Genomic DNA, 23795 nt, shown 5'->3' with positions numbered 1-23795 from the left:
GTACAGACTCATCAACCAATACAAGCTGTCATTGGTAGCTGGATACGACTAATGACAGCATAGAGAAATGACCAATAACCACACAAATCAACCACTTCCATGCCCTTCTCCGACACGTTGAAACGCTTTTTCGGCATGGGTACGCCGCCAGCCGAAATACCAAAACCAGCAGCACCAGAACCAGTCCAATCTGTACCAGTTTCGGCCCAAAGCAATAGCCCGAAACCGCCGCCTGCACCCAGGAAGCGCGACGAGTTGTTCCGCTTTTTGGTGGAAAAGCTTACCCCCTACGCCAACGAAAAAGAGAATGCGCCGCTGGGCCTGCGCCTGTGGGTGCGCTGCCCCACCCCCGACGACGAGCAGCTGATGAACGTGGTGCTTTACGCCCATCAGCCCGGTCAATTTCAGGCCGAACTGAACCGCCACCTGGCCAACCATTACATCGCCCTGCCGCCCAATTGGCCTTTCGAGTGGCAGTATGTGCCGGATGTGCTACCAATTGAGGCCACTTACCAACGAGGCGACTTTGGGCTAAGTCCTATTTTCAAGCCCGTAGCCGCCACCATCAACCCCGCACAAATCGGGCTTCGGGCGCTGGTGGGGCAAACCGCCGAAGCCAGTTACCTGCTCGATTCGACCCAAAAAACGGAGTTCACCATCGGGCGCGGACAGACTGTAGAGACCGCCTCAGGCCGGATTCGGACCAACGACATTGTCTTTCTGGATGGTGACGACGTGGGGTTCGACGCAAGCCGGGGCGAGGCCAACCTCGTGGTAAGCCGACAGCACGCCACCATTAAATATGATGCCACCAACCGCCGTTTTCGTCTCTACGCCGACCCCGGTGGGCTGCCCGCCAGCGGTAACAAAACCAAGATTCTCCATACCGACGACACCATTGAACGCGCCGACATGCCCGGCATGGGCTACGCACTCTCCCCCGGCGATCAGATCGAGTTCGGCGGCGAGGCGAAGTTGTTAGTAGAGGGGGTAGCGTAGGGGTTAGTTATTCCTCGTGGTTAATACGGCCATCAGTTTCAGCTTATCAGCGATCATGAGCAGTAATAAAGCCAGGACACACAGCCCAATCAACGCGAACACCAGCAGCGCGAAGTACTCGATAGTCCATTCCAGGGCTACTTTGATGCGGTGAACGACGCTGATGTTTTTCTCCGTCGCCCCTTCATACACCGAAAGCCGGACGGTGCAGAACTCATTTTCAGTGTCGAAGTTGCCCAGCTCGACGCCCAGGTCCTGAAGCTTGGTTTCCATCTCCAGGATCTTGTCGTTGAGGGTCACAAAATCAGCAATCTCCCCACCCTTCGACTTGAGTTCGTTAAGCGACTGAAGCGATTTTTCGACGGAAATCTTCTCGGCGTTCAATTTCCTGAACTCATTTGTCTTGTCAACTTTGGTGACGGAAATAGCCTTGAGGCTACCAATTTTCTGCACCTCCAGACAGAATTTATCGAACTGCGCCGGGTCGACGCCAATGAGCAGGTGGATTTCGCGGTTGCCGCGCTGCCCTTCGTTTTGTTCGTACTGAATAACGGCGTTGTAAGCTTTGGTTTGGGCCTTAACGCGCTTTTCGTCATCCTCAAAAGACGACGTCTTGAGCTTGACCGAAGCCGTCTTTTCAAATTTCTGGCTGGACGCCATAGCCGACTGCGCGGGCACGTCGCCGCTTAACTTCATGCTTTTTTCTGACGCGTAATTCTTTCGCACATTTTCCAGTGAACTGAAGAAGTTAGCTCCGTCGTCGCTAGCCTGAGCGGTATCGGTAGCCAGATAGCCATAGAGCAGCCGGAAACAGAATAAGGCCAGAAACACCATACCAGACCACCGTAGAAGCATCCCAAACCGGGCTTTGAACGTGCTTATCATCAGGAAAGAGTTTAGGGTATAATTAAATAATCGTACAAAAAATGACATGGAGGCAAGCGGAAAGCGTGTCAGGTTACTTGAGCTATTTATGAAAAATCGTATAGAAACCGTCACCTGCAACCAGATTCATTAGTACGCTTACTAAGCTATATCGGCTGTACCGAAATAATCATCCCTCAAAAAAGCCGCGCCAGTTGAGTCTGAGCGCGGCTTTTTGATGCCAAGTAGCGTCCTGCTACAATCACCTGATTTTTTGAGTAATTGCTTGAGCCTGATGAACTACACAAGATGTAATTATTAAAGCACAAGCGCAAACCGAGAAAGTCTATTCGCTCCAGATATATCTCCAATTTGTATTCATTTCTCCAGTATTTCTGGATTTTCCGTTGAGCTAAGCCTGATTATTTTCAGATAGCTTAATTGTGGCTAAAGCTAGTCTGAAGGGCTATTTTGACTCTTTCTTAAGTATTGAGCGTCGTTTTCTGCTTTGGGCATAGAGTTTGGAATAAGCGCCTGTAGTGTTTACAAAAAGGCTTTGAGTATGCAAATCATATGGAACCTGTAACCCTTATTCCCAACAATAGTCTACTGACAGCTACACCCGAAGAAGGTCGTCAGTTGGCCATTAAAATGGCCCGACTCATTATCAAAACGACACAACCTGACGCTCAGGTTCGAGAAACACTGCGCGGGGTATACGCCAGTGATGCCATGATGCTGATTGCTATTGGGCAAACCGTAGCGACTGAGTTCTCAACAATTGCTGCCGCGAATAATTACTGGCACGACGTCCGGCCCTGATCTGTTAATTCTTAATTGGCTCTTGCATCATGTATTTCTATCAACAAATTCTATCGTTCTTTCTACGCATCGCTCTGGGAATTACATTATTGATCCCAGTAGCTGACCGACTAGGCTGGATAGGAATGCCTGGCGAGAAAAATATTAGCTGGGGTAACTGGGCAATTTTTGTTCTCTACACTCACAAGCTGAACCCATCTGTTTCCGAGGAAGTGGCCGGTGTACTGGCCATTCTGGCTACCCTCGGCGAAGCAAGTTTCGGCATCCTGCTCGTCTTTGGTCTATTTACGCGTTGGGCCGCGTTAGGTGCTGGACTGCTTACCGGCGCGTTTGCTCTGGCGATGACCATTGAGTTAGGATACAAGGCACCAATCAACTACTCGGTATGGGTTGATAGTGCAGCCGGACTACTATTGGCTACATTCTACGCTCACGCCTATAGTATTGATAATTTGATCTTTGAGCGACGTTCTACCATCTTTTTCTAATACAAACCACGCACAAGTATGGCAAAGCGAATTAAAATCGGCCTCCTCGAACCCAAATTTTATGAGATGCTTTCGGCTATTGATAAACATATTGCCGAATCGGAACTCAACCCTGCACAAATCGACCTGCTGAAAATTAGGGCATCGCAGATCAATGGTTGTGCCTACTGCATTCAGTCGCATACCAAAGACGCGCGGGCACGTGGCGAAACCGAAAAGCGTATTTATGCCCTCGATGCCTGGGAGGAAAGTCCTTACTTCACCGACGAGGAGCGCGCTCTTCTGGCCCTAACGGAAGAGGTGACCCTGATTCACAATAAACGAGTATCCGACGAAACCTACGACCGGGTATTAGCTGTGTTTGGTGAAAAGCGGACCGCAAATCTCATCATGGCTATCATCAGTATCAATGCCTGGAACCGGATTGGTATCGCCACGCGCATGACACCTGTCTGATTTAAGAATACCTCTTTATGGGACGTATGATTTAGGTCATAAACAGGGGCAATCTGCAAGCGGGACTTTTGTAGTGGTCAATCAAATAGCCCTGAAGCTCACGCAATCGCATACGGATATAACCACACGCGCCGATATTGAAAACTTAGTCGAAACCTTCTACGACCAGGTTTTCGCCGATAAACTGCTTGCCCCCCTCTTTACGGTCGTGGCGCATGTAACGCTCGCGACGCATTTCCCGTTGATGGCCGATTTCTGGGAAACCATACTATTCGCCAAAAATCGCTACCACAGCAACGTAATTCTTAAACACATCGAACTGCATTCAAAGCAGTTGCTGGAACCAGTTCATTTCGAGCAGTGGAATAGTCTGTTTTGTCTAACAGTCAATGCCCTCTTCACCAGACCAATAGCCGAAGCTGCTAAAACCCGTGCCCGGACTATGTCGATGGTTTTACAAGCTAAGCTACACACGCTCGCCAACACCCACTAATCTTAAACATCATGGAAAAGGGAAGTCTGCCCATTTGTATGAACACCACGGCTAATCAGACAAGCACAGTTTCGCTGGCTAATCTCGACGGTAAAAAGATTATTCACAAGACCTTCCGTACGGGCGATTCCATGCCCCCGCATCAGGCGCCCGTTGACGTGTTTGTGCTGGTACTCGCCGGGCAGATGATTATTACGCTCGATGAGCAGCACGACCAATTTAGCGCAGGCAATTTCGTCGTTTTCCCGGCTGGACATACCCACGCACTCACTTGTCTGCAAGATGCTGAACTCTTGATTTATCGCTAAGCCACTGTCTGAACATGGCTAGCCGTTTACCACGTTACTGTCTTCTTCTGATGAAACGGCAATCACTTAAGCTCTTATTGACCAAAATTATAGTGGTCGTTGGACTGCTGGCCTGTTCAGCAGATGCAGCGTTTGCTCAACCCGGTTCCATTGATGCCCTGCTGAATCAACCTGGCATTATCGGCACCATCGGGCTACTATTGTTAGTGGTTGTCTTCGTTGCCTTTATTGCAATCATCCGGCTGGGGCGCGTCGTTCAGCAGCTCAACATGCCTCAGCCCAATTCACAGGAACGAAATCTTGACGAAGCACTAATCAATCTATCGCCTGCTCAATTGGGCAAACTTGTCGAACGGCACCAGTCACTCGTTTACCAACTGGTGGGGAATGAACTGGCAGGCGATGAAGAACCCCGCGACGAGCGTGGACTCATAAGCCATTTATCGACTGATGTACATTCACCATTAGTAGCTGAAAAAAAGAAAACGTTCCGCAATGGTGAAGTAGACCCACGCCTGATTACGCTGGTCGGGGCGTTTCTGCTGAGTGCGACCTTCTGGCTGGTGTTCGGTACAGTAGTGGGCTGGTACGTTGGCATCAAGTTCGTACGACCCGACATTGACCATATAGCCTGGCTATCGTTTGGGCGTCTGCGGCCCGTACACACCAATGTTGTTTTCTGGGGCTGGGCCTCGCTGGCCATGCTGGGACTAGGCCATTTTGTCGTGATCCGCACCGGTAATACCCGCCTGTACAGCTACGGGCTAGGCTGGTTCTCACTCGGGTTGATTAACATCTGCGTGGGCATCGGCTCTGTCTGCCTGATGGCTGGGATCAATAATGGTGGTGGAGAATATCGAGAATTTATCTGGCCTGTTATGGGCTTGTTCGTAGCTGGCGTAGGCGTTGCCTTTATCAATTTCTACCAGACGGTGGCCAGCCGCAAAACAGGCGAAATGTATATCTCAAACTGGTACATGCTGGCTGCCTTGGTCTGGACGCTTATCCTAACGGTGATTGGTTATATACCGCTTTACCAGAATGGTATGGGTGAAACGATCATTCAGGGCTACTATATGCATCAGGCCGTTGGCATGTGGTTCATGACATTCACGCTAGGGCTGGTCTATTATTTCCTACCGATGTCGCTCAATAAGCCGATTTATTCGTACTCGCTGGGGGTGTTGGCTTTCTGGACCCAACTGTTGTTTTACACCCTCATCGGTACGCACCATTATGTGTTTAGCCCGCTGCCTTGGTCCTTGCAAACGGTGGCTATTGTGTTTAGCGCAGGTATGTTTATTCCGGTGCTGGCTGGAACGACTAACTTTCTGCTGACCATCCGGGGCAGTTACAAACACATCGCCGACAGTTATTCGCTGCCTTTTTTGCTGATTGGTATCCTATTCTACTTTGTCGGGTCCGTGCAGGGATCCTTACAGGCGTTTCGGTTTACCAATGTAATCTGGCACTTCACCGACTTCAACGTCGCTCACTCCCACATCACGATGTACGGCATTATTTCCTTTATGCTTTGGGGGTGTATCTATGCTCTTGTACCACGATTTCTAGGCCGGGAGCCGAAGCAACTTTTGGTAGGCGTTCATTTTTGGTTCGCCCTAATTGGGCTGCTGGCCTATATCATTTCGCTGATGGTAGGGGGCACACTCAAAGGTATTGGGTGGCTGGAGGGTAAACCCTTTATTGACGGAGTGGTGCTGATGATGCCGTTTTGGCTCTGGCGTGCCATTGGCGGCACAATGATGTTGGTATCTCACTTCGTTTTTGCCTACAACCTCTACGATATGCTGTTGCATAAAAGCCTGATTTCCGATAGTGCTTTACCCATGCCTCAAGCTCATGCCATTTAACCTATACAAAAACCACCGGCTGTTTGTCGGTATCATCGTGCTGATTTATTTATCGCTCAGTGTGCTAATTGCAGTGCAACCCGCTTGGTCGGTGCAGGAAAACAATGCTCTACTTCCTGGTAGCGAACCGCAAACCGGCGAAGTTGAAGCAGGCTTACGAGTGTTTGTAGCCGAGGGATGCGTTGGCTGCCATACCCAGCAGGTGCGCAACATCGACATGGACGAAACCTGGGGTGGCCGACCGGGCATTCCGGCGGATTATGCCTGGCGTACCCGTCTAGATAACCTGCGTGCTCCGGCCTCCGTGCTAGGGACCGAACGAACGGGGCCCGACCTGACCGAAATTGGCGAACGTCAGCCAAGTGAGGCCTGGCATTACCTCCATCTGTATAATCCGCGCTCGGTAGTCACAGCATCAATTATGCCCGCTTATCCCTGGTTATTTGCGGAAGTGGCAATAGCAGGCCAATATGATACCCAGGTCAACGTACCGGATGAGTTCCGGACTGGCCGAGGGGGGCATATCGTCCCGACCGAAAAGGCCCGTCAGTTAGTCGCCTATTTACTATCGTTGAAACAGGTCAACTTACCCGATGGGGCCGCACCCGTATTTATTCAGTATAAAAAGCCCGGCGTAGCGGTGGCAACAGGTGATCCGGCACCAACAGCGGCTTTAGACGGTGCTTCCCTGTACATCCAACAATGTCAGGCATGTCACCAGGCCAACGGCGAAGGGCTCAGAGGGGCTTTCCCGCCTCTGAAAGGCAGTCCGGTGGTGAATCACGCCAACGCTGAATTGATGGTTCGCATTATTTTACAGGGCTACAACGCCCGGGAAGAATACGCCGTTATGCCCGCTTTTGCCGCCAAACTGACCGATGCCGAAATTGCTGCCATCATGACTCACGAGCGAGGTGCCTGGGGTAATAAAGCGGCTGCCGTAACGCCCAATTTTGTGAAGCAGATCCGGGAAACTATAAAAACTGAACTAGCCCCATGAACCCGTACATCCTCTTCCTGTTTGGCTGGCTTAGGGCCGGTCTGCTATCCGCCTGCCCGGTTTGCGAAAAACGGCAACCCAAAGGGTTTGCGGGCATCACTCACGGCACCGGCCCCGAAAGTCCGCTCGACTACTGGATTTTATATGGCGCTATCGCTATCGTTATGCTGACGTTCATTCTGTTCATCTGGTATGTAATCAAACCCAAAACCAGGGAAACTTGCTGCCCGCATCACACCTTCTAACTGGATAGCCCTATGAGTAAGCAACTTCAGAAGGTGATTCTGTTCATGGATGACAACACGGTTCCCTTCGCGGAATATGCACCACCGATCAAAATCGACATCGATACGACCCGATTGGTAGACGGCGAACATATGTTGAAAGTAGTGGCCCTGTCTTCAGATGGTAAAGAGGGGATTCAGCAGGTTGCCTTTACAGTACGAAACGGCCCGGCAATTTCGGTAATCGGATTACAGTCCGGCGACACCGTTTCAGATGTGATTCCGATCACGATCAATGCGTACGGGAGCGAGACAAATGAATCCTTTGTTATTTCGGCTTCTGAAACCCCCAAACCCATTTCGGCCTGGGTGTGGAGTGTCGTTTTAGTGTTTATTGCCTGGGGGACTTATTACTTAATCAGCTATTTTCACTAACACCACCCGCCCATTTTAGCTTATGATTGCCGACTTCTTACTGGAACAGTATGGGGCTGTCAGGCTTCACCTACCCAAAGCAACGATACTTTTTAGTGAGGAAGAACCGGCCCTGTTCTACTATCAGGGGTGGAGACTGTTATTCGGGCCGTAAAACGGCTGGAGCAGCACGGTAAGGTCGCTATCCGCGAGGGAAAAATCTGGCGGTAGATACCACAGATAGTCATCGCAGCAGGTTTCACGCAATTAGTCGCGTGCGAATGAGCAGGCTTACCCAGAAAATAGTAAATGTCAGGCCAACACGCAGCAAGGCTGGATTAACTACCAATACCCCCAAAAACAAAACGGTAGAAAGGGTGGCGAAATAATCCTGAAAATTTATATCATGGCTATTAAGTGTTTCGGAATTAGTCAAGATACTCTCTGTATGTCGGTCGTAAGCCGGCTAAATAAGCCAGTAAAGCCAACAGGGTTAATACCGTTTTTTGGAGTACGAATGGCCAGCGTGGCAGCCGAAACACATGCGAAAAAGCGTGAGCAATCAGCGCTGTCTGCAATAGGTGCAAAACTCCTTTAACCCTACCTGTTTGGTTAGCGGCCAGGCCCGTCATCGTCTCCAGCAAATATTCAGTGTCAAGAGCCGGCCGCAGCCGACAGTTGATCCGAACCGGCTGAGTTGACTTGTTCCAGAAAGCATACTGTTGATAAGCAGGTATATGCAGGGTCGCCCCGATAGCCAATTGTCGCTGTTCGCCGTTAAGCAGCACCGTTAGTTCGCCACACAATACGTCAAGATCTATTGTCTGGTGCGGATGATAGTATGGAGCAGGAGGCTGCCCCTGCGGCTGAAACGTGATGATCAGGCCGAGAAACTGGCCATTGGTATTTTTGGCTGTATATAAAAACAGGATTTCCTGACCTGCTTTGGGGTTGCGAATGAGTTTATTCCGATACGCCATGATGGATTATGTTGAAGTCCGAAACCTGAGCGGCCGTCTGATAGTATGCCAGTCTGCGGCTGCTCTTGCTGTATTGACAAAAGCAGTGCCGGAACCGGCCTACAAATAGTTATTGGCTCTCGCTAGTATTTCTGGCCCATTAGCTACTCGACAGCTAGGTTTCAAGCTCCAGATAATCCGTACTTATCCATATTGGCGCTCTGCAACTACGAAATTATTGGGGTGAGTCTATCGTCAGCAAAGAGCGCAAACCGCCTAAATCAGTCCGTATTGACCTATATGAGTTATTCTCCTGTAGCCGTAGATCAGCATTAGGCGGCGGCACAGGGTTTGGTATAGGATGGCAAAACGAACCATAACGAACCAGGTCTATGCAATCTTTTCTCAGTTACTCAATCAGCAGTCGGCCACTTTTGCCGACAGACCAAAAAGAATCAAGCCGTTCTTTATGCTTTTTGGTGGCCTTTGCCATAGGGCTTTTTAGCGTAGCTTTTCCGCTTAGCATCAAGGCGCAGGACGGCAACGCGGGTATCCAGTCTAAGACCCGTGTTACGCCCATTCAGGCGGTTGATATGCTACATTCGGCGTTCGGTAAACATGATGGACGTGCTGTTCATGCTAAAGGAATTATTCTGGAAGGTAGTTTTACACCCGCTCGTGGAGCGGCTAACCTGACTAAAGCCGCACATGTCCAGAAACAGACGCTGCCGGTTGTGGTACGCTTCTCCGACTTCACCGGCATTTTAGATATTCCTGACACAACAGGAGCGTCGCATCCGAGGGGTATGGCGATCAAGTTTCTGATGCCTGATAATCAGTCGGCAGACATTGTCGCCCACAGTTTCAATGGCTTTCCCGTTGCGACAACGGATGAGTTCAAAGTACTTCTGGAGGCCATAGGAGCCGCTACTCGAGGGGGCAACCCTGCTCCACTGAACCAGTTTTTGGCGACGCACCCTATCGCTAAAACGTTTCTGACGACTCAAAAGCCGCTGACCACCAGCTGGGCGACGTTGTCTTATTTCGGGGTCAACTCCTTTAAGTTTACGAATAAAGCTGGACAATCTCAGTTTGTACGGTATCAGTTCATACCTGAAGCGGGCGAACAGTTTTTAACCAAAGAACAGATCGCTGGGGCCGGACCGAATTACCTACAGGAGGAAATCAGACAGCACGTGGCCAAACAACCGATTGTCTTTAAGCTCTACGCGCAGCTTGCCCAGCCAGGTGATCAAATTGGAAACCCGTCCATCGCCTGGCCCGATAGCCGCAAGCGGGTTCTACTGGGTACTATTCGCATCACGAACATGGCTGCTAATACCATGGCCCAGGATAAGACGCTGTTCTTCAATCCAAATAATGTACCGGACGGCATCACCATCGCCGACCCGATGCTGCTGGACCGGGCCAGGGCGTATCCTATATCGGTGGGTCAGCGTCAAGGGTCGTTCGAGTCGAACTAACGGGTGATATCCTGATGGAATCATCCATGACGCTATCGGAAACGATGAGCCAGTTGAGCCAACAAGGTTATGTAACAGACTTCAACAACCTGTTGTCAGTCATCTACGTAGAGCCAGAAGCTTTTGTCATCGAGGCAATCTACCGTTTCGAGGGGCCAACTGATCCAGGCGATGAGCTTATTCTGTACGCACTTTCATCCGACAGACATTCGATGAAAGGTGTTCTGCTCAATGCATACGGTGTATATGCCGAATCGGTTACAGCCAACCTTGAGCAGCAATTGCATCTTCCTCTTGGCGGCTTAGATCGCAGAATTAGTTCTTAGTAATCTATTGCTCACCTTCTGTAAAATGAGCGATGACTGAAAAACAAGAACCGCCTCTAATGGGCGAGGAAATCATGTGGCATCAAAAGGAGAAAAAGGAAAAGCGGCTCAACTGAGCAAAGCCATGTCATTAAGATAAATCCCATCACATAGCAAACCGGCAACTGTTAGCTCCACAGACACGAATACAACAGTAATTCTTCTACCAAAACACGCAATCGTATGAAAATCTTATTTCTCTCTCTGCTCCTGACCAGTGCCATGCTGGTTACGCTCACGGCCTGCAACAAGAATGAAGGCCCATCACCGTCAACCACATTTGTACTCGTACATGGTGCTTGGCAGGCCCCTTATGCCTGGCAATTTGTCAAGAGCCAATTAGAGCAAAAAGGTCAGAAAGTGGTCGTTGTGGAACTGCCCGGCCACGGTGCCGACAAAACATCCCCAGCCACTTTAACCATAGATACTTACCGGGACAAAGTTATTTCCGCCATCAATAATATATCCGGGAATGTCATATTGGTCGGTCATAGTATGGGGGGAGTAGTGGTAACCGCAACGGCCGAGAAGATTCCGACCCGTATTAATAAGCTGGTCTATATTGGGGCGTTTCTTCCGGCCAGTGGACAGTCGCTGCTGACTTTGGCTCAGACAGATAGCACGTCACAGCTTGGTCCCGCTCTGGTGCCGTCGGCCGACAAGTTGACGCTGGGGATTAAAGCGGAAAGTTTAATCCCGATTTTTGTTCAGGATGGATCAGATGCGGTAAAAAAATTGGCTGTCGATAACTATCAGCCTGAACCAGCTATTCCTTTTACCAATTCTGTAACGCTTACCGCTACCAATTTCGGGAAAGTAGACAAGTACTACATACACACGGCGCTGGATCATGCCGTAGGCCTGCCCCTTCAAAAGCGTATGGTGGCAGCGGCAGGTATCAAAAAAACGTACACGTTGAATAGCAGCCACTGTCCATTTCTTTCGATACCTGATCAGGTAACAACTGTGCTCATGGACATTGCCAAGTAGGTTTCAAACATGACGTCAGTGCGCTACGTATATAGTGTAGCGTTAGTGGTGAATTGATTGCTGATTTTTTCTCTAAACAGATTTTTACTAACATGGAACTAAGCAAAAAGCGACCGATTCTATTTATCACAGGTGCCTTTGTCGGCAACAACTGTTGGGACGAATGGATCGCGTTCTTCTGCGCGAAAGGCTATGCCTGTAGCGCACCGCCCTGGCCCTATAAGGATGCTTCGCCAGCCGAACTCCGAAGCCGTCAACCCAACCCTGATATTGCCTCCATTCGGCTCGCCCAGCTAACGGCTTACTATGCCGAGATTGCCAAAAACTATACCGAAAAACCCATCCTGATTGGCCACTCGATTGGTGGCCTGATGGTCCAGCTCTTATTACAGCAGGATCTGGGAACCGCAGGCGTGGCCATTCACCCCGTGGCGCCACAGGGGCTGTTAACGTTTGAGCTATCTTTTTACAAATCCACATGGCACCCCTTAGGGTTGTTTACCGATTCGGATGAAAGCTATTTAATGTCGTTCGAGGACTGGCAGTACATCTTTACCAATGGGATGCCTTATGAGGCTCAGCGCGAAGCGTACGACAAATTTGTGGTGCCGGAGTCGAAGAAAGTATCGAGGGATGGCCTAACCGAAGCGGCTCATATTGATTTCGCCAAATACCACCCACCGCTATTGATTACCTCCGGGAGTACCGACCACATTATTCCTGCCTCACTAAATTATACCAATTACATGAAGTATAAAGACAGCCGCTCCATCACCGATTACAAAGAATTTGAGGGACGTAATCACTTTGTACTGGGCCAGCCGACCTGGCGGGAAGATGCTGAATGTATCCTGAATTGGCTGGAGACCACGACTGTTTAGTCGACTGGTTCGGTAATCCATCTGATAACAAAGGACCCAAAACAAGTTAAAATATGATTCGATATACAGGGTTAAACAGACAATTCATCAACGGCAACTGGACAGACGGCCGTGCTGAAGTGATGCTTGGTAATCTCAACCCTTTTACGGAGGAAGTCATTCATTCGTTGCCATCAGCCGCCACTAATGACGTCGACACCGCTTTCCAAGCAGCCCAAAACGCCTCGGCTGCTCGGGCGGGTACCAATCCACTGTTTCGACGAGATTTGTTGCTGAAAGCCGCCCGGCTTATTTCCGAACGGCAGGAAGAATTCATTGATTAGTTGACGCAAGAAGCAGGAAGTACCTTTACAAGAGGCGTTATTGAGGTACAACAGGCGCATGATATTCTGGTAGAAGCGGCCTCTTTTCCAACCCGGATGCACGGCCGAACTATGGCCTCAACCATTGATGGAAAAGAATCGTACGTGTATCGTAAGCCATTAGGTGTCGTAAGCCTGATAAGCCCCTGGAATTTTCCGCTATACCTCTCTGTGCGCACTATTGCACCCGCCCTAGCAGTTGGCAACACAATGGTCGTCAAACCCTCTGTGGAGTCGTTGGTTACCGGTGGAACGATCATTGCCAAGTTATTTGAAGAGGCGGGGTTCCCAGCCGGGGTTTTCAACGTAGTGGTAGGGGAGTCGAATTTGATTGGAGACTACTTCACCGGACATCCCGTATCTAAACTGGTTTCATTTACGGGTTCGACGCCAGTGGGTAAAGGTATAGGTCGAATTACCGGCGGATCTGTCAAGAAGTCGGCACTCGAACTGAGGGGTAATAATGTGTTCATTGTGCTCAACGATGCCGATGTCGATCAGGCTGTTGCTGGTGCCATATTCGGAAAGTTTCTCCATCAGGGGCAGGTTTGCATGGCCACAAACCGAATTCTGGTCCATCAGTCTATCTATGAAGAATTTAAGGCCAAGTTTGTGAACCATGCCCAAACGTTACTTTATGGCGATCCGGCCGACAAACAAACAGTTATTGGACCGGTGATAAATAGAAAAGCGGTTGAACATATTCTTAAACTTATTGACAAGTCGGTTAGGATGGGCGCTGTCGTAAAAACAGGAAATCAGGCAGAAGGCAACGTGGTGCAACCTACGGTACTGACCAACGTTACGGTCAGCATGCCCATCTTTAGAGATGAAATCTTCGGTCCTGCGGTAAGTATTATGCCGTTTGGAACTGACGAAGAAGCCATTTTGCTTGCTGATATCACCGAATACGGTTTAAGTGGTGCTGTACACACGCGCGACATATACCGGGGTATGAAGTTGGCCCGGCAGGTCGATACAGGCATGATCCACATTAACGACCAGTCAGATAATGACGAAATACATGTCGAGCCAGGGTGTACAATACTATATCACGAGTTGATTACAGGCTCGTGGTCTATCTTCTCTGCCGGAAATAGTAAGCTTATCTGTACACCGTCGTTGTTATCGATTTGTAAATTCCCACCCAATTGCTTGCTTAATCCCCGAATCAGGCTCATGCCTAACGTCCGACTACGGTTTGGGTTTATGTCATCGGGCAGGCCAATACCATTATCACTAACTGTAAGCTGGTAGGTTTGGCTGTCCAGTGTTACAAGGTCAACCCAAATAACGCCCGCCCGATTAAATGGAAAAGCGTGTTTTAGTGAGTTGGTCACGACCTCATTGATGATCAGCCCCAAGGGTACGGCAAGCGTCACATCCAGCTCAATGAGAACCAGTGAAATCTGCTTACGAACAGTATCTTCCCGGTCAAACGATTGGATCAGGTAATCGACGATCTCCGTCACATAACCGGCCATGGGAATAGCCGTCAACTGGTCAGACTGGTAGAGCTTCTGGTGAATCAGCGCCATAGCATGTACCCGATTCTGGCTTTCCCGGATGGCCGACTGGGCCGCTTCGTCTTTGAGAAATACGCCCTGCGAATGGAGCAGGCTGGTGATGATCTGAAGGTTATTTTTAACCCGGTGATGGATCTCTTTGAGCATCCATTCTTTCTCCGTCAGCAATTGTTGCTGTTCGGTCAGGAGTGTTTCGAGCGTCTGGTTTTTTCGATTTATCTCAAGCTGTTTGATTTCCAGCAGCTGATTGCTGCGTTGTTTGAGCCGATACCGGTTATAGCTCAGTGCCAATAAACAAAGCAAGAGCACCGAACAGATCAAGATCGTATTTCGGGTCGTTCGAGCCTGGCCTAATTCCGCTGCCTGTAAATTGCTCTGTTTCCTGAGCAGGGCAATGTTCTGTTGATTTTCTTTCGTCTCATATTGTATTTCCAACTGGGCAATCTGCTTCGCCTTGGTTTCGCTGAAAAGCGAATCATTCAACGCTTTATGTATCCGGAAGTGACGAATAGCGGATAGATACTTCCCCTGGGCTGAATCAACTTTAAAGAGCATGTAATGTATATCTTTCACAGTTGACAAAGCGTGTTTCTGAGGAAAAAGGGCCAGTGCTTTTTCCAAGAAGAGGCCCGCCTTTTTAACGTCCTGCTGCTCCAGATAAAACTGGCCAACTTCTGCCTGAACTTTCTGCGACATCTCCGTATTCTGATGCGATTTTTCGTACCAGTCAATCGCTTCCAGATAATAGCGTTCGGCCAATACAGACTGATGCAGGGATTTGTAACAATTGGCCAGACTTTGCGCGATGCAGCCTTTCTGAACTTTATTGATGGGTGGAATTTCGCGGACAATAGTCTTCAGCAAGTTGATGGCTTCTAACGCTTTATGGCGTGCTGTCATGTCACGGGCAATAATACTGGCTACGTTATACATAGTTAGTTCGGCCTGTTTTTCATGCTGCCATTTCATCAGCGCTTTTTTATACCAGCTAATGGCTTGTTCTTGCTTACCCAGCTCCCAGTAAACCTGGGCCACATCACCATAAAAAGTGGCCGCCAGTAAGGTGTCCCTGGTCCGGTTCATACTTTCAAGACACAGAAATGAATAGCCCAGGGCTTTACCATAGTTTCCTTTTAATCGGTTGATGTACGATAGCCAACTGTACGTATAATGGAGCTTGGGATAGCCAATCGCTTTGTACCGGTTCAACACATTAACGAATTCGTTATTACCCAAGTCCAGCTTTCCCTGATTGGTATGAAACGCGGCAATTTCACGAAGGATCATAATTTCTGACTCGTAATTTCCAAGTGCCTTGTAGATTGAAGCCGCTTGCGCATAACAAGCCACTACCTCTGGGAAATTCTTTGTAGTAAATACGGAGCAGGCACCAAATCTGCTCAGTGCATCGGCCTGCCCATTTCTGTCATTGGTTCGTTTACAGTCGTTGATAAGTTCGTTAAAAAGCAGTTTGCCCACTATTGTATCCCTTAACTCCATGTGAGCAACCACCAGCATCGTTTCGGCTGCGTGGCGTTTAGCAGGCAAATTAAGCTTGATACTTAGTGCCTTAGCTTGGTGTAAATACCCTTTTGCACTGTCTAAATCAGGTTTGACTTCTCCATACTTTAACACATGAAATTTTCCTAACTCAATCAACGCATTAATGCGGGTGGTGTCTGTCGGACTATTGGCCAACTGCTGCAAATAGTGATTAACCATTTGACGGTTTATATTCTGTCCCTGGCCAGGCAGACCGGTTAACAGTAGGCCAGTCACTAATATGTAGCTCCGTAATAGGTTCCTGAAAAGAAGCACGGCTCTATCAGACAAGGCAACCCCAGGTAGCCCTCTTGATAATTGCTGGTGATAGAACGTTGCGTCTGGCTTCATGAGCAACAACTTTAGTTACGTATTCCCGATGCAATTTCAGCCAAATTTGACTGATTATAGCGCAGTTAGCTACTCTCTGCCAATAGCCTCCTCCGAAAACTCAAGTCGTACTTCCACACCTTTATTGGCATGCTGACGAATTTGCAGGCTTCCTCCAATCTGCTTACTCAGTCCACGCATCAAACTCATGCCCAGCGTTCGGCTTTTCTGCGGGTTAAAGTCAGCGGGAAGACCTGTACCGTCATCGCTTATAACCAGCAAATAGTGATTTTCCTGAGTGGTCAGCTCAACGCAGATGATGCCCCGCTTACCATCTATAAAGGCATATTTGAGGGAGTTGGTCACCGCTTCGTTCAAAATTAAGCCTAGAGGAACCGCTAGGGTGACGTCCAGTTCGAGAGGCATTACGTTGATCCATTTGCGAATGGTATCTTCCCGATCAAAGGACTTAATCAAATAGTCGACGATCTCGGCCACATAACCGGCCATGGGAATAGCCGTCAACTGGTCAGACTGGTAGAGCTTCTGGTGAATCAGCGCCATAGCATGTACCCGATTCTGGCTTTCCCGGATGGCCGACTGGGCCGCTTCGTCTTTGAGAAATACGCCCTGCGAATGGAGCAGGCTGGTGATGATCTGAAGGTTATTTTTAACCCGGTGATGGATCTCTTTGAGCATCCATTCTTTCTCCGTCAGCAATTGTTGCTGTTCGGTCAGGAGTGTTTCGAGCGTCTGGTTTTTTCGATTTATCTCAAGCTGTTTGATTTCCAGCAGCTGATTGCTGCGTTGTTTGAGCCGATACCGGTTATAGCTCAGTGCCAATAAACAAAGCAAGAGAGCTGATCCACCCAGAATACCATTGCGGACAATTCGGGCCTGTTTTAACTCTCCATCCTGTAATATTTTTTGTTTGTTCAGAAGTACTATATTTTGTTTATTCTTTTGCGTTTCATACTGGATTTCTAACAGGTTAAACTGATTGTTTTTTGTTTCATTAAATATTGAATCATTCAACGATTTGTGAAGTCGAAAATGATAAATTGCCGATTTGTAATCGCCTGCTGCAGAGTCGATTTTAAACAGCATGAAATGAATGTCTTTCAGTAGGGAAAGCGAATTTTTCTTTGTCGAATCAATCAGTAGCGATCTTATATAAAAATTGGCCTTTTTAAACTGATTACGTTCCTGATAAAATCGACCAACTTCCATTTGGGCCTTACGCGACATTTCAAAATCGTGATTTGCCTTCATATACCACATCATGGCTTCCAGGTAGTATTTCTCAGCAAGTTTATCATCCTTCAGCGCATCATAACTATAAGCGAAACTCTGAGCGACCGATCCCTTTTGTATGTAATTTATTGTTGGGATCTGAGTGACCAGATCATTAATTAGTTTGAGCGCTTCTTTTGGTTTGTGCTGTTCAATTAAATCCCGGACAATGATGTTGGCCGCACTGTACATTCCGTAATTTGGCAACCCATCCTGCCGCCACTTAGCCAGCGTTTTTCTATACCATTCATTGCTCTGCCGATACCGTCCTAACTCAAAATACATCTGGGCCAGGTTGCCGTAAAAACTAGCCGCCGATACCGTGTCGCCAGTCCGGTTCATGCTTTCGATGCATCGCAGCGAGTAAAACAGGCTTTTATCAAAATCACCTTTTAGCCGGCTGATGGTCGATAGCCAGTTGTAGGTGTAATGAAGTTTTGTGTAGCCAATCGCTTTGTAGTGTCTCAGAATAGTCTGGAACTCCTTCTCGGCCAGGTCCAGTTGTCCCAAATTCGTATGCAGCCCCGCGATCTCGTGGCGAATCAGAAGTTCCTGCCTCTGGTTATGAAGTGCTCGGTAAATGGCGATGGCTTGGTTATAATTGTCAAAAATCTCGGGAAACTTCTTGGTGGTAAAGGAGATACAAAAGCCCAGTCGAAAGCGGGCGTTGGCTTCGGATGCCCGATCACCTGTTCGTCGGCAGTCAGCGATCAACCGGTCAAATAGCGAATAAGCCTGTTGGCTGTTGGCTCCCTCTAGGTAATTAGCCACACGTACCGCGTCTATTTCATGCTGCCATGTTAACAAGTGCAACGAATCGCTCAGTTGCTTGGCCTGGTTCAAGTAGGTCATGCTGCTATCCAGATCTGTTCTAACATTCCCAGGTTTAAAAAGCTGATACTTTCCCAGTTCAAACAGGATTCTTATCCGGCTGGTGTCTGCCTTGCTTTTGGGTAACTGAACCAGAAGTTGGTTCGCCATCTGCCGGTTTATGTTTTGCCCATGAGCAGATAGAACGTCTATAAGCAAACCAAAAAAGAAGTAGGTGTTTATCCGTACAAACGAAGAATACCAACGGCGGATAGCTACCTCTACTGACAGGATTGATCGTGTTGAGCCAATAGGCCTTACTGTTGACTGAATAAATGACAATACTGACCCTATCATAATCAATTGGCTACAACGCATTCGAAATGGCAGCGGTCAAGCATGACCACTTATTTCTACAAACTGTCTATGTGCATCCTACAAAAATGGCTCCGGGTTGGAATACCTTCAGTCACGTCAAACGACTTTGCTTACCTATTTGCCTAAGATCGCTAACTCTAGAGAAATTGGAGTTATAGGACAGATGCAACAGGTATTTCGGAGATTTCTCAGAATAGAACAAGTCTGTAAAGCAGACTTATACGCGAATTGCCGCGCTCTAAGCCTTGTGTTAGCCCTTTTCTGGAATGTAGGGCCACTAACCGTTTCGTGGCATAGGAGTTGACCTGCTCTGCGTAGGAATCGCTCTGTATTTCACCCAAATCCAATCTCCATGAAACGGCTGGTTCGCTTCTTTCGCTGGCTCCTTAGCCCATCCATAACTCCCCTCATGGAGATCATTCATAGTCGTCTACTCGACAACTGGATCCGGGCACCGACTCTTTCCTTCATCCATCCCCACTGCGTTTGGAAGCTGGCCGAGGGGCAGATCTGCCCGGGGATTCATCAAGGGTGTGATTTCCACGGATATTACCAACGGCAGATTGACAGCACCTATCCGGAATGGCACGAAATCGTTAGTGAAGTTATCGGCTCTCGCATTGGGGATATTGTGGTTGGCAAATACCAGTTTAAGCGCCAAAGAAATGGGCTATGGTACAACGCTCCATTTGCCCGTTTCTACCGGATTCAGGGAGGACAAATTGTTAGCGTCCACTACTACATGGGCGCAGTGAGTACGCAGCTAAGCCCTTTCCTATGCACCACCGATTCTTCCACATACGTCGTCCTCCATTCACTCAACTGACGCATAGTCTTCTATACAGAAACTCTGTTTTTGGTCGATTTTTTTCTTTTTGGCATTTATGAATTCGATAGCTACCAATTTCCCAGCTGATACGGGGGGGGCGACTCCTTCCGTCGAGTTGATTGAGTTTGGCGACTTCACCTGTACTCAGTGCCGCCGGAGCCGACCTTTACTCGATTCGATACTAATGGCGTTCGCTGGCCAGGTACGGTATACCTATCGCCACTTTCCTGTTGACCGGTGCGAAGCCTCCAGAATGGCCGCGGTAGCGGCCGAAGCTGCAGGTCGGCAAGGTCAATTCTGGCCTATGTATTACGCCTTGTTTACTCAGCCGGCTATCACCCGGGCAACACTCTCAATGCTTGCCATTTCGCTTGGCTTGCAATACCATCAGTTTCTAGACGATCTGGATGATGAAGAACTGCATCATCGAATTGAAGCAAACCGTTGCGAAGGACGCCGGCTTGGCATAATGACGACGCCTACATTTTTTGTGGGCGGACAACGATTTTATGGGAAGCTAACGCAGTCCCGTTTAGCTCCAATCGTTCGCTCTCAATTGAGTCAGTATGCTCAACCCGTGCTTAGTAAAGTGGATATTGCCAATGGTATGATCTACTGGGGACGGGGCGAATGAAGAGTGGATGAATCAGCGAAAGGTTGACAATATATTCAGGATAAATCCGTCAATCAGGATCAGCCAAGGGAGAATTAGGCTCAACGGAAAGGGTTTTGCGAATGCCAAGTTTGTCCATCCGGTACTCCAGTGTTGTTGGTTTCAGGTTGAGTAGTTCAGCTGCTCCATTGCTGCCCCGAATGCGACCATTAGTGCGCTGGAGCACCGCCAGAATGTATTCCCGTTCGGTTTGCTGCTGAATTTGTTTTACGTCGTGAAGGTCTTTAGGCGGGGGAATAATTGACTGGTTATTGTCACGAATACCGCTCTCCGGAGGTAAAGCAGATTTGCTGGACATGAATAGATTATTCACTAACGGTCTGCCTAATTCGAGCGGTGTCTGTCCATTATTGAGAATTACCGCCTGCTCCATGACGTTTTCCAATTCCCGAATGTTACCCGGCCAGGCGTAGTTAACCAGTTCGGCGAGTACCTGAGGATTGATACCGCGAAACGTCTTGCCCATTTTTCGGGCTGATTTTTGGGCGAAAAAGTGAGCTAATAAAGGAATATCCTCTTGTCGTTCACGCAAGGCAGGTAAGGAAATGGGGAAGGTCGCGAGCCGGAAATAAAGATCCATCCGGAAGCGTCCTTCAGCTACTTCTTTTTCCAGATTACGGTTTGTAGCAGCGATGATCCGCACATCGGTTTTTATAGGCGTTTTTCCACCAATGCGCTCGATTTCCTTTTCCTGTAACACCCGCAAAAGCTTAGCCTGTAACTCCAGGGGTAACTCGCCAATCTCATCCAGAAAAATGGTTCCCTCCTGGGCTAGTTCAAACTTACCAATCCGTTTCTCAAAAGCCCCAGTGAAAGCCCCTTTCTCATGGCCGAACAGCTCCGATTCAATAAGCGTTGCAGGCAGTGCGGCACAATTAATCTTGACTAAAATTTTGCCCTTCCTGGGAGATAGGTCGTGAATAGCCCTGGCTATCAGCTCTTTACCTGTCCCACTTTCTCCCAGAATGAGTACCGTTGTATCGGTATAAGCAACCTGATTAACCTGCTCAAAGACACGCAGTAATGACTGGCTGCGGCCGATAATTTCTTCGAAGTTAGCCGTTGTTTTAACCTCTTCCTGAAGATAATTCTTCTCACGCTGAAGCTGTTCGCTGAGCCGGGCCACCTCCTCGAAAGCCAGTACTCGCTCCAGCATCAGGACGATGGGCTGCTCTAACCGTTCCAACAAGGTTAGGTGCGACGTACGATACACATCTGCTTTGCGGCTCAGAAAGAGAATCACAAACGAATCGTTGCCCTTCATTTGTAGCGGCATAGCTAACCCTGACTGGAGCCGGAATGACTTTGCCAAGACATGCCCATACCGATGGAGTTTACAAAACTCAATGAAAGCCTCGTCATTATAGCGAACAGGTTCTGTAAGCTGCATTCCAGTTTGCATCGCTAAAAGTTGTTCCGCTGTACTTCCCGTCATCGGCTGCAGATCGCTCAGAGTAAGGGTTTTAAATTCGTCAAATCCGATCTGATAGAAGTTATAACTCTGATTAATATCGTTTTTCTGATACTGAATTGTCAGAAAATCAAACGGCACATAGGGTTGCAACAGCTTGGCTGCGTTTAATAACTTCTGCTCCCAATTTTCGGGCGCTGATAAGGCATCAGTCAGACCAATCTGTAGCGCTTTTTCCTCCCGTAATCGCATCTCAACGCTGTGCGCGTGACGATACCGGCTGATTTCCAGTGTTGTTAATATATCTTTTTCGCGAAACGGCTTCACAATGTAACCACTAGGCTGCGTAGCTTTTACCTGTTCTAATACGCTTTTATTGTCATTAGCCGAGATATAAATAAATGGAATGCCCTTGTCTTCCAACTGTTTGGCTAAATCGATGCCGGTCTCTTTTCCCTTCAGGTAAATATCAAGCAACACCATATCAGGCCTATGCTGCGCAATAAGTGTCAGGGCTTCGGCCACGGAATCGGCTACACCCAGAACGGGATACCCGGCAACGTGTAGAATCAACTCCAGATCATTGGCGATGATGTATTCATCTTCCACGATCAGTATTTGACAGGATGAGTTGGAGGATAGGGCAGGCTTGAGGTGATGCTGCATAATCTGGTAACAATCGAGAAAGATTAAATACTGGATGCATATCTATTAACCTTACAAGAATTGCGCCCCTACCAGGGCAGTAACTAAAGGTACTTAGTTTATCACTGTGCAGTTGCTTTCTGAAGGTAAACTACCTAATGCCCAATCATGGTAGCCGAAAACATGATCTTTTTTATGCTAAAAAAAAAGCTATCACTGTGTTTGGCCCAGCATATAAAGGCAGTCTCCAGCTCTTATAACTCCAGACAAGTAGTAGAAAACCCCAGATTTATTGGAGAACTCCAGTTTGCTCTGATCTTTTTAGCAGCCTTCGACGGAAAAGCGGATCGGGGCGGAAAGTGATAATGCGAGGTCTGTTGTTGACCATCAATGATCCTGTACTTCTTTTAGGCTATAGTTAATCCAGAAATAATGGAGTAGTCTACTAAAAGTTCGAATTGTCTGGATGTTTGGCCCCCTTCTATCGCTTACTCTTTTAGGTACAAACAGACTTCAATCCCCCAAATAGGCCTCTTTGTGAAATTCCTGACTGGAAACATGATACTGGCACAAAAGCGGATAAAGAAGCTATTGGAGCTAACATTTAACTTATTACAAACAGCTCCTGAGCGAACACATCTTCAAACTCATGGCTACTCTATTCATAACTGGTGCTTCTGGTGGCTTAGGCCATGTAGTCACCCAAACCCTGCTCAACGAGGGGCATGTCGTCATTGCTACGCGACAATACAGCGATAATCCACAAAATCTTATTTATGGCTTTTCAGACTTGCTGTATACGTATGAAACAGACCTGTTCGATGAAGCCCAGGTTCAAACGTTAATTCAACGGGTTATTCTCAAACACGGCCCTATCGACGCAGCGATTCTATTGGCGGGAGGATATCGGGGTGGTTCGCTGGCAGAGACAAATGGAGAGTTACTCGACAGCATGATGACCTTAAATTTTAAAACGGCTTATCATGTTGTCCAGCCCCTGTTTGCTCAGATGAGAAGCCAACCCAACGGAGGCAGATTTGTGCTCATTGGTGCCAGGCAAGCCCTGAATGCCCAATTGGGTCGGCAAGCTGTAGCATACACCTTATCCAAATCACTGTTATTCGAATTGTCGGACCTGATCAATGCATCGGGCAAGGAGCACGATATTGTCTCTACAGTTATTGCCCCCAGCGTTATTGATACCGATGCGAACCGTCGTGCTATGCCGGATGCCAATTTTACCGACTGGGTGAATCCACAAACACTGGCAGACACGATTGCCTTTGTGCTCTTCGGAGCGGGCATCGCCTTACGAGAACCTATACTTAAGATGTACAATAAATCCTGACTGCTGCTGTCTGGCAATTCACTTGTAAAC

General features: G+C 48.3%; 22 protein-coding genes and 1 pseudogene. 18 read left to right on the top strand and 5 right to left on the bottom strand.

The annotated features are described in order from the left end of the window. Positions 1–99 precede the first annotated feature (99 nt). Complete coding sequence (locus tag J2I48_RS12595; RefSeq protein ID WP_207335799.1) at positions 100–999, top strand: FHA domain-containing protein; 900 nt, start codon at positions 100–102, stop codon at positions 997–999. 3 nt (positions 1000–1002) lie between these two features. Here J2I48_RS12595 and J2I48_RS12590 read toward each other — a convergent pair whose 3' ends face one another. Beyond that, positions 1003–1884, bottom strand: a complete 882-nt coding sequence (locus J2I48_RS12590; protein WP_207335798.1) for a DUF4349 domain-containing protein — start codon at positions 1882–1884, stop codon at positions 1003–1005. A 552-nt stretch (positions 1885–2436) separates the two neighbouring features. Between J2I48_RS12590 and J2I48_RS12585 the strand changes: the two genes are divergently transcribed. The 9 genes from J2I48_RS12585 (at position 2437) to J2I48_RS12545 (ending at position 7960) form a co-directional block, all read left to right on the top strand. Beyond that, on the top strand, positions 2437–2685 hold the full coding sequence (locus tag J2I48_RS12585) for a hexameric tyrosine-coordinated heme protein (protein ID WP_207335797.1): 249 nt from the start codon (positions 2437–2439) through the stop codon (positions 2683–2685). Positions 2686–2714: 29 nt separating this feature from the next. Next, complete coding sequence (locus J2I48_RS12580) at positions 2715–3173, top strand: DoxX family protein (RefSeq protein ID WP_207335796.1); 459 nt, start codon at positions 2715–2717, stop codon at positions 3171–3173. 18 nt (positions 3174–3191) lie between these two features. Beyond that, complete coding sequence (locus tag J2I48_RS12575; protein WP_207335795.1) at positions 3192–3629, top strand: carboxymuconolactone decarboxylase family protein; 438 nt, start codon at positions 3192–3194, stop codon at positions 3627–3629. 73 nt (positions 3630–3702) lie between these two features. Next, the gene (locus tag J2I48_RS12570) at positions 3703–4122 is read left to right on the top strand and encodes a group III truncated hemoglobin (protein WP_207335794.1); all 420 of its coding nucleotides are present in this window, start codon (positions 3703–3705) and stop codon (positions 4120–4122) included. Between the two features lie 11 nt (positions 4123–4133). Then, complete coding sequence (locus tag J2I48_RS12565; protein ID WP_207335793.1) at positions 4134–4430, top strand: cupin domain-containing protein; 297 nt, start codon at positions 4134–4136, stop codon at positions 4428–4430. A gap of 50 nt (positions 4431–4480) precedes the next feature. Then, entirely contained in the window at positions 4481–6301 is a 1821-nt protein-coding gene (locus J2I48_RS12560; RefSeq protein WP_207335792.1) for a cbb3-type cytochrome c oxidase subunit I, read from the top strand. Continuing rightward, positions 6291–7301 (top strand): cbb3-type cytochrome c oxidase subunit II, encoded by a 1011-nt coding sequence (locus J2I48_RS28720; protein ID WP_207335791.1) that lies wholly within the window; start codon positions 6291–6293, stop codon positions 7299–7301. The genes J2I48_RS12560 and J2I48_RS28720 overlap by 11 nt, the downstream gene beginning before the upstream one ends. Next, positions 7298–7546, top strand: coding sequence for a hypothetical protein (locus J2I48_RS12550; protein WP_207335790.1), 249 nt, complete (start codon positions 7298–7300; stop codon positions 7544–7546). Before J2I48_RS28720 ends, J2I48_RS12550 begins: the two co-directional genes overlap by 4 nt. Before the next feature lie 12 nt (positions 7547–7558). Continuing rightward, on the top strand, positions 7559–7960 hold the full coding sequence (locus J2I48_RS12545; protein ID WP_207335789.1) for a cytochrome C: 402 nt from the start codon (positions 7559–7561) through the stop codon (positions 7958–7960). A gap of 407 nt (positions 7961–8367) precedes the next feature. Here J2I48_RS12545 and J2I48_RS12540 read toward each other — a convergent pair whose 3' ends face one another. Beyond that, on the bottom strand, positions 8368–8919 hold the full coding sequence (locus J2I48_RS12540; RefSeq protein WP_207335788.1) for a cupin domain-containing protein: 552 nt from the start codon (positions 8917–8919) through the stop codon (positions 8368–8370). Between the two features lie 371 nt (positions 8920–9290). Between J2I48_RS12540 and J2I48_RS12535 the strand changes: the two genes are divergently transcribed. From J2I48_RS12535 to J2I48_RS28270, 5 genes and pseudogenes are all read left to right on the top strand, one after another. Continuing rightward, a complete protein-coding gene (locus J2I48_RS12535) occupies positions 9291–10382 on the top strand; it encodes a catalase family peroxidase (protein WP_207335787.1) in 1092 nt (363 codons plus the stop codon). 14 nt (positions 10383–10396) lie between these two features. Further along, entirely contained in the window at positions 10397–10708 is a 312-nt protein-coding gene (locus J2I48_RS12530; protein WP_207335786.1) for a phosphoribosylpyrophosphate synthetase, read from the top strand. Between the two features lie 222 nt (positions 10709–10930). Continuing rightward, entirely contained in the window at positions 10931–11737 is an 807-nt protein-coding gene (locus J2I48_RS12525; protein ID WP_207335785.1) for an alpha/beta fold hydrolase, read from the top strand. 92 nt (positions 11738–11829) lie between these two features. After that, a complete protein-coding gene (locus J2I48_RS12520) occupies positions 11830–12618 on the top strand; it encodes an alpha/beta hydrolase (protein ID WP_207335784.1) in 789 nt (262 codons plus the stop codon). 53 nt (positions 12619–12671) lie between these two features. Continuing rightward, positions 12672–13991, top strand: a pseudogene (locus J2I48_RS28270) (aldehyde dehydrogenase family protein); the annotation flags it as partial. Positions 13992–14032: 41 nt separating this feature from the next. On the opposite strand, the gene J2I48_RS12510 reads toward J2I48_RS28270, so the two are convergent. Both J2I48_RS12510 and J2I48_RS12505 read right to left on the bottom strand, forming a co-directional pair. Next, positions 14033–16399: a tetratricopeptide repeat-containing sensor histidine kinase gene (locus J2I48_RS12510; protein ID WP_207335782.1), complete on the bottom strand. Its 2367-nt coding sequence runs from the start codon at positions 16397–16399 to the stop codon at positions 14033–14035. A gap of 69 nt (positions 16400–16468) precedes the next feature. Next, a complete protein-coding gene (locus J2I48_RS12505) occupies positions 16469–18652 on the bottom strand; it encodes a tetratricopeptide repeat-containing sensor histidine kinase (RefSeq protein WP_229376178.1) in 2184 nt (727 codons plus the stop codon). A 616-nt stretch (positions 18653–19268) separates the two neighbouring features. On the opposite strand from J2I48_RS12505, the gene J2I48_RS12500 reads away from it, so the two are divergent. Further along, the gene (locus J2I48_RS12500; protein WP_229376176.1) at positions 19269–19685 is read left to right on the top strand and encodes a nuclear transport factor 2 family protein; all 417 of its coding nucleotides are present in this window, start codon (positions 19269–19271) and stop codon (positions 19683–19685) included. 58 nt (positions 19686–19743) lie between these two features. Continuing rightward, positions 19744–20322: a DsbA family protein gene (locus J2I48_RS12495; RefSeq protein WP_207335779.1), complete on the top strand. Its 579-nt coding sequence runs from the start codon at positions 19744–19746 to the stop codon at positions 20320–20322. A 49-nt stretch (positions 20323–20371) separates the two neighbouring features. On the opposite strand, the gene J2I48_RS12490 is transcribed toward J2I48_RS12495, so the two are convergent. Next, positions 20372–22438, bottom strand: coding sequence for a sigma 54-interacting transcriptional regulator (locus J2I48_RS12490; protein WP_229376174.1), 2067 nt, complete (start codon positions 22436–22438; stop codon positions 20372–20374). Between the two features lie 628 nt (positions 22439–23066). On the opposite strand from J2I48_RS12490, the gene J2I48_RS12485 reads away from it, so the two are divergent. Further along, positions 23067–23765 (top strand): SDR family NAD(P)-dependent oxidoreductase, encoded by a 699-nt coding sequence (locus J2I48_RS12485; protein ID WP_207335778.1) that lies wholly within the window; start codon positions 23067–23069, stop codon positions 23763–23765. The last annotated feature ends 30 nt before the right edge of the window (positions 23766–23795 follow it).

It is taken from the genome of Fibrella aquatilis, from assembly GCF_017353255.1.
GTDB classification, from domain to species: Bacteria; Bacteroidota; Bacteroidia; order Cytophagales; family Spirosomataceae; genus Fibrella; species Fibrella aquatilis.
The sequence above is the reverse complement of the archived record's forward strand: the minus strand, read 5'-3'. Positions and strand labels throughout refer to the sequence as shown.

What these genes read in the sequence shown, in the direction of transcription:
- J2I48_RS12595 (WP_207335799.1), top strand. Translation starts at nt 100, where the DNA reads ATGCCCTTCTCCGACACGTTGAAACGCTTTTTCGGCATGGGTACGCCG.
- J2I48_RS12590 (WP_207335798.1), bottom strand. Translation starts at nt 1,884, where the DNA reads ATGATAAGCACGTTCAAAGCCCGGTTTGGGATGCTTCTACGGTGGTCT.
- J2I48_RS12585 (WP_207335797.1), top strand. Translation starts at nt 2,437, where the DNA reads ATGGAACCTGTAACCCTTATTCCCAACAATAGTCTACTGACAGCTACA.
- J2I48_RS12580 (WP_207335796.1), top strand. Translation starts at nt 2,715, where the DNA reads ATGTATTTCTATCAACAAATTCTATCGTTCTTTCTACGCATCGCTCTG.
- J2I48_RS12575 (WP_207335795.1), top strand. Translation starts at nt 3,192, where the DNA reads ATGGCAAAGCGAATTAAAATCGGCCTCCTCGAACCCAAATTTTATGAG.
- J2I48_RS12565 (WP_207335793.1), top strand. Translation starts at nt 4,134, where the DNA reads ATGGAAAAGGGAAGTCTGCCCATTTGTATGAACACCACGGCTAATCAG.
- J2I48_RS12560 (WP_207335792.1), top strand. Translation starts at nt 4,481, where the DNA reads ATGAAACGGCAATCACTTAAGCTCTTATTGACCAAAATTATAGTGGTC.
- J2I48_RS28720 (WP_207335791.1), top strand. Translation starts at nt 6,291, where the DNA reads ATGCCATTTAACCTATACAAAAACCACCGGCTGTTTGTCGGTATCATC.
- J2I48_RS12550 (WP_207335790.1), top strand. Translation starts at nt 7,298, where the DNA reads ATGAACCCGTACATCCTCTTCCTGTTTGGCTGGCTTAGGGCCGGTCTG.
- J2I48_RS12545 (WP_207335789.1), top strand. Translation starts at nt 7,559, where the DNA reads ATGAGTAAGCAACTTCAGAAGGTGATTCTGTTCATGGATGACAACACG.
- J2I48_RS12540 (WP_207335788.1), bottom strand. Translation starts at nt 8,919, where the DNA reads ATGGCGTATCGGAATAAACTCATTCGCAACCCCAAAGCAGGTCAGGAA.
- J2I48_RS12535 (WP_207335787.1), top strand. Translation starts at nt 9,291, where the DNA reads ATGCAATCTTTTCTCAGTTACTCAATCAGCAGTCGGCCACTTTTGCCG.
- J2I48_RS12530 (WP_207335786.1), top strand. Translation starts at nt 10,397, where the DNA reads ATGGAATCATCCATGACGCTATCGGAAACGATGAGCCAGTTGAGCCAA.
- J2I48_RS12525 (WP_207335785.1), top strand. Translation starts at nt 10,931, where the DNA reads ATGAAAATCTTATTTCTCTCTCTGCTCCTGACCAGTGCCATGCTGGTT.
- J2I48_RS12520 (WP_207335784.1), top strand. Translation starts at nt 11,830, where the DNA reads ATGGAACTAAGCAAAAAGCGACCGATTCTATTTATCACAGGTGCCTTT.
- J2I48_RS12510 (WP_207335782.1), bottom strand. Translation starts at nt 16,399, where the DNA reads ATGAAGCCAGACGCAACGTTCTATCACCAGCAATTATCAAGAGGGCTA.
- J2I48_RS12505 (WP_229376178.1), bottom strand. Translation starts at nt 18,652, where the DNA reads ATGGCGAACCAACTTCTGGTTCAGTTACCCAAAAGCAAGGCAGACACC.
- J2I48_RS12500 (WP_229376176.1), top strand. Translation starts at nt 19,269, where the DNA reads ATGGAGATCATTCATAGTCGTCTACTCGACAACTGGATCCGGGCACCG.
- J2I48_RS12495 (WP_207335779.1), top strand. Translation starts at nt 19,744, where the DNA reads ATGAATTCGATAGCTACCAATTTCCCAGCTGATACGGGGGGGGCGACT.
- J2I48_RS12490 (WP_229376174.1), bottom strand. Translation starts at nt 22,438, where the DNA reads ATGCAGCATCACCTCAAGCCTGCCCTATCCTCCAACTCATCCTGTCAA.
- J2I48_RS12485 (WP_207335778.1), top strand. Translation starts at nt 23,067, where the DNA reads ATGGCTACTCTATTCATAACTGGTGCTTCTGGTGGCTTAGGCCATGTA.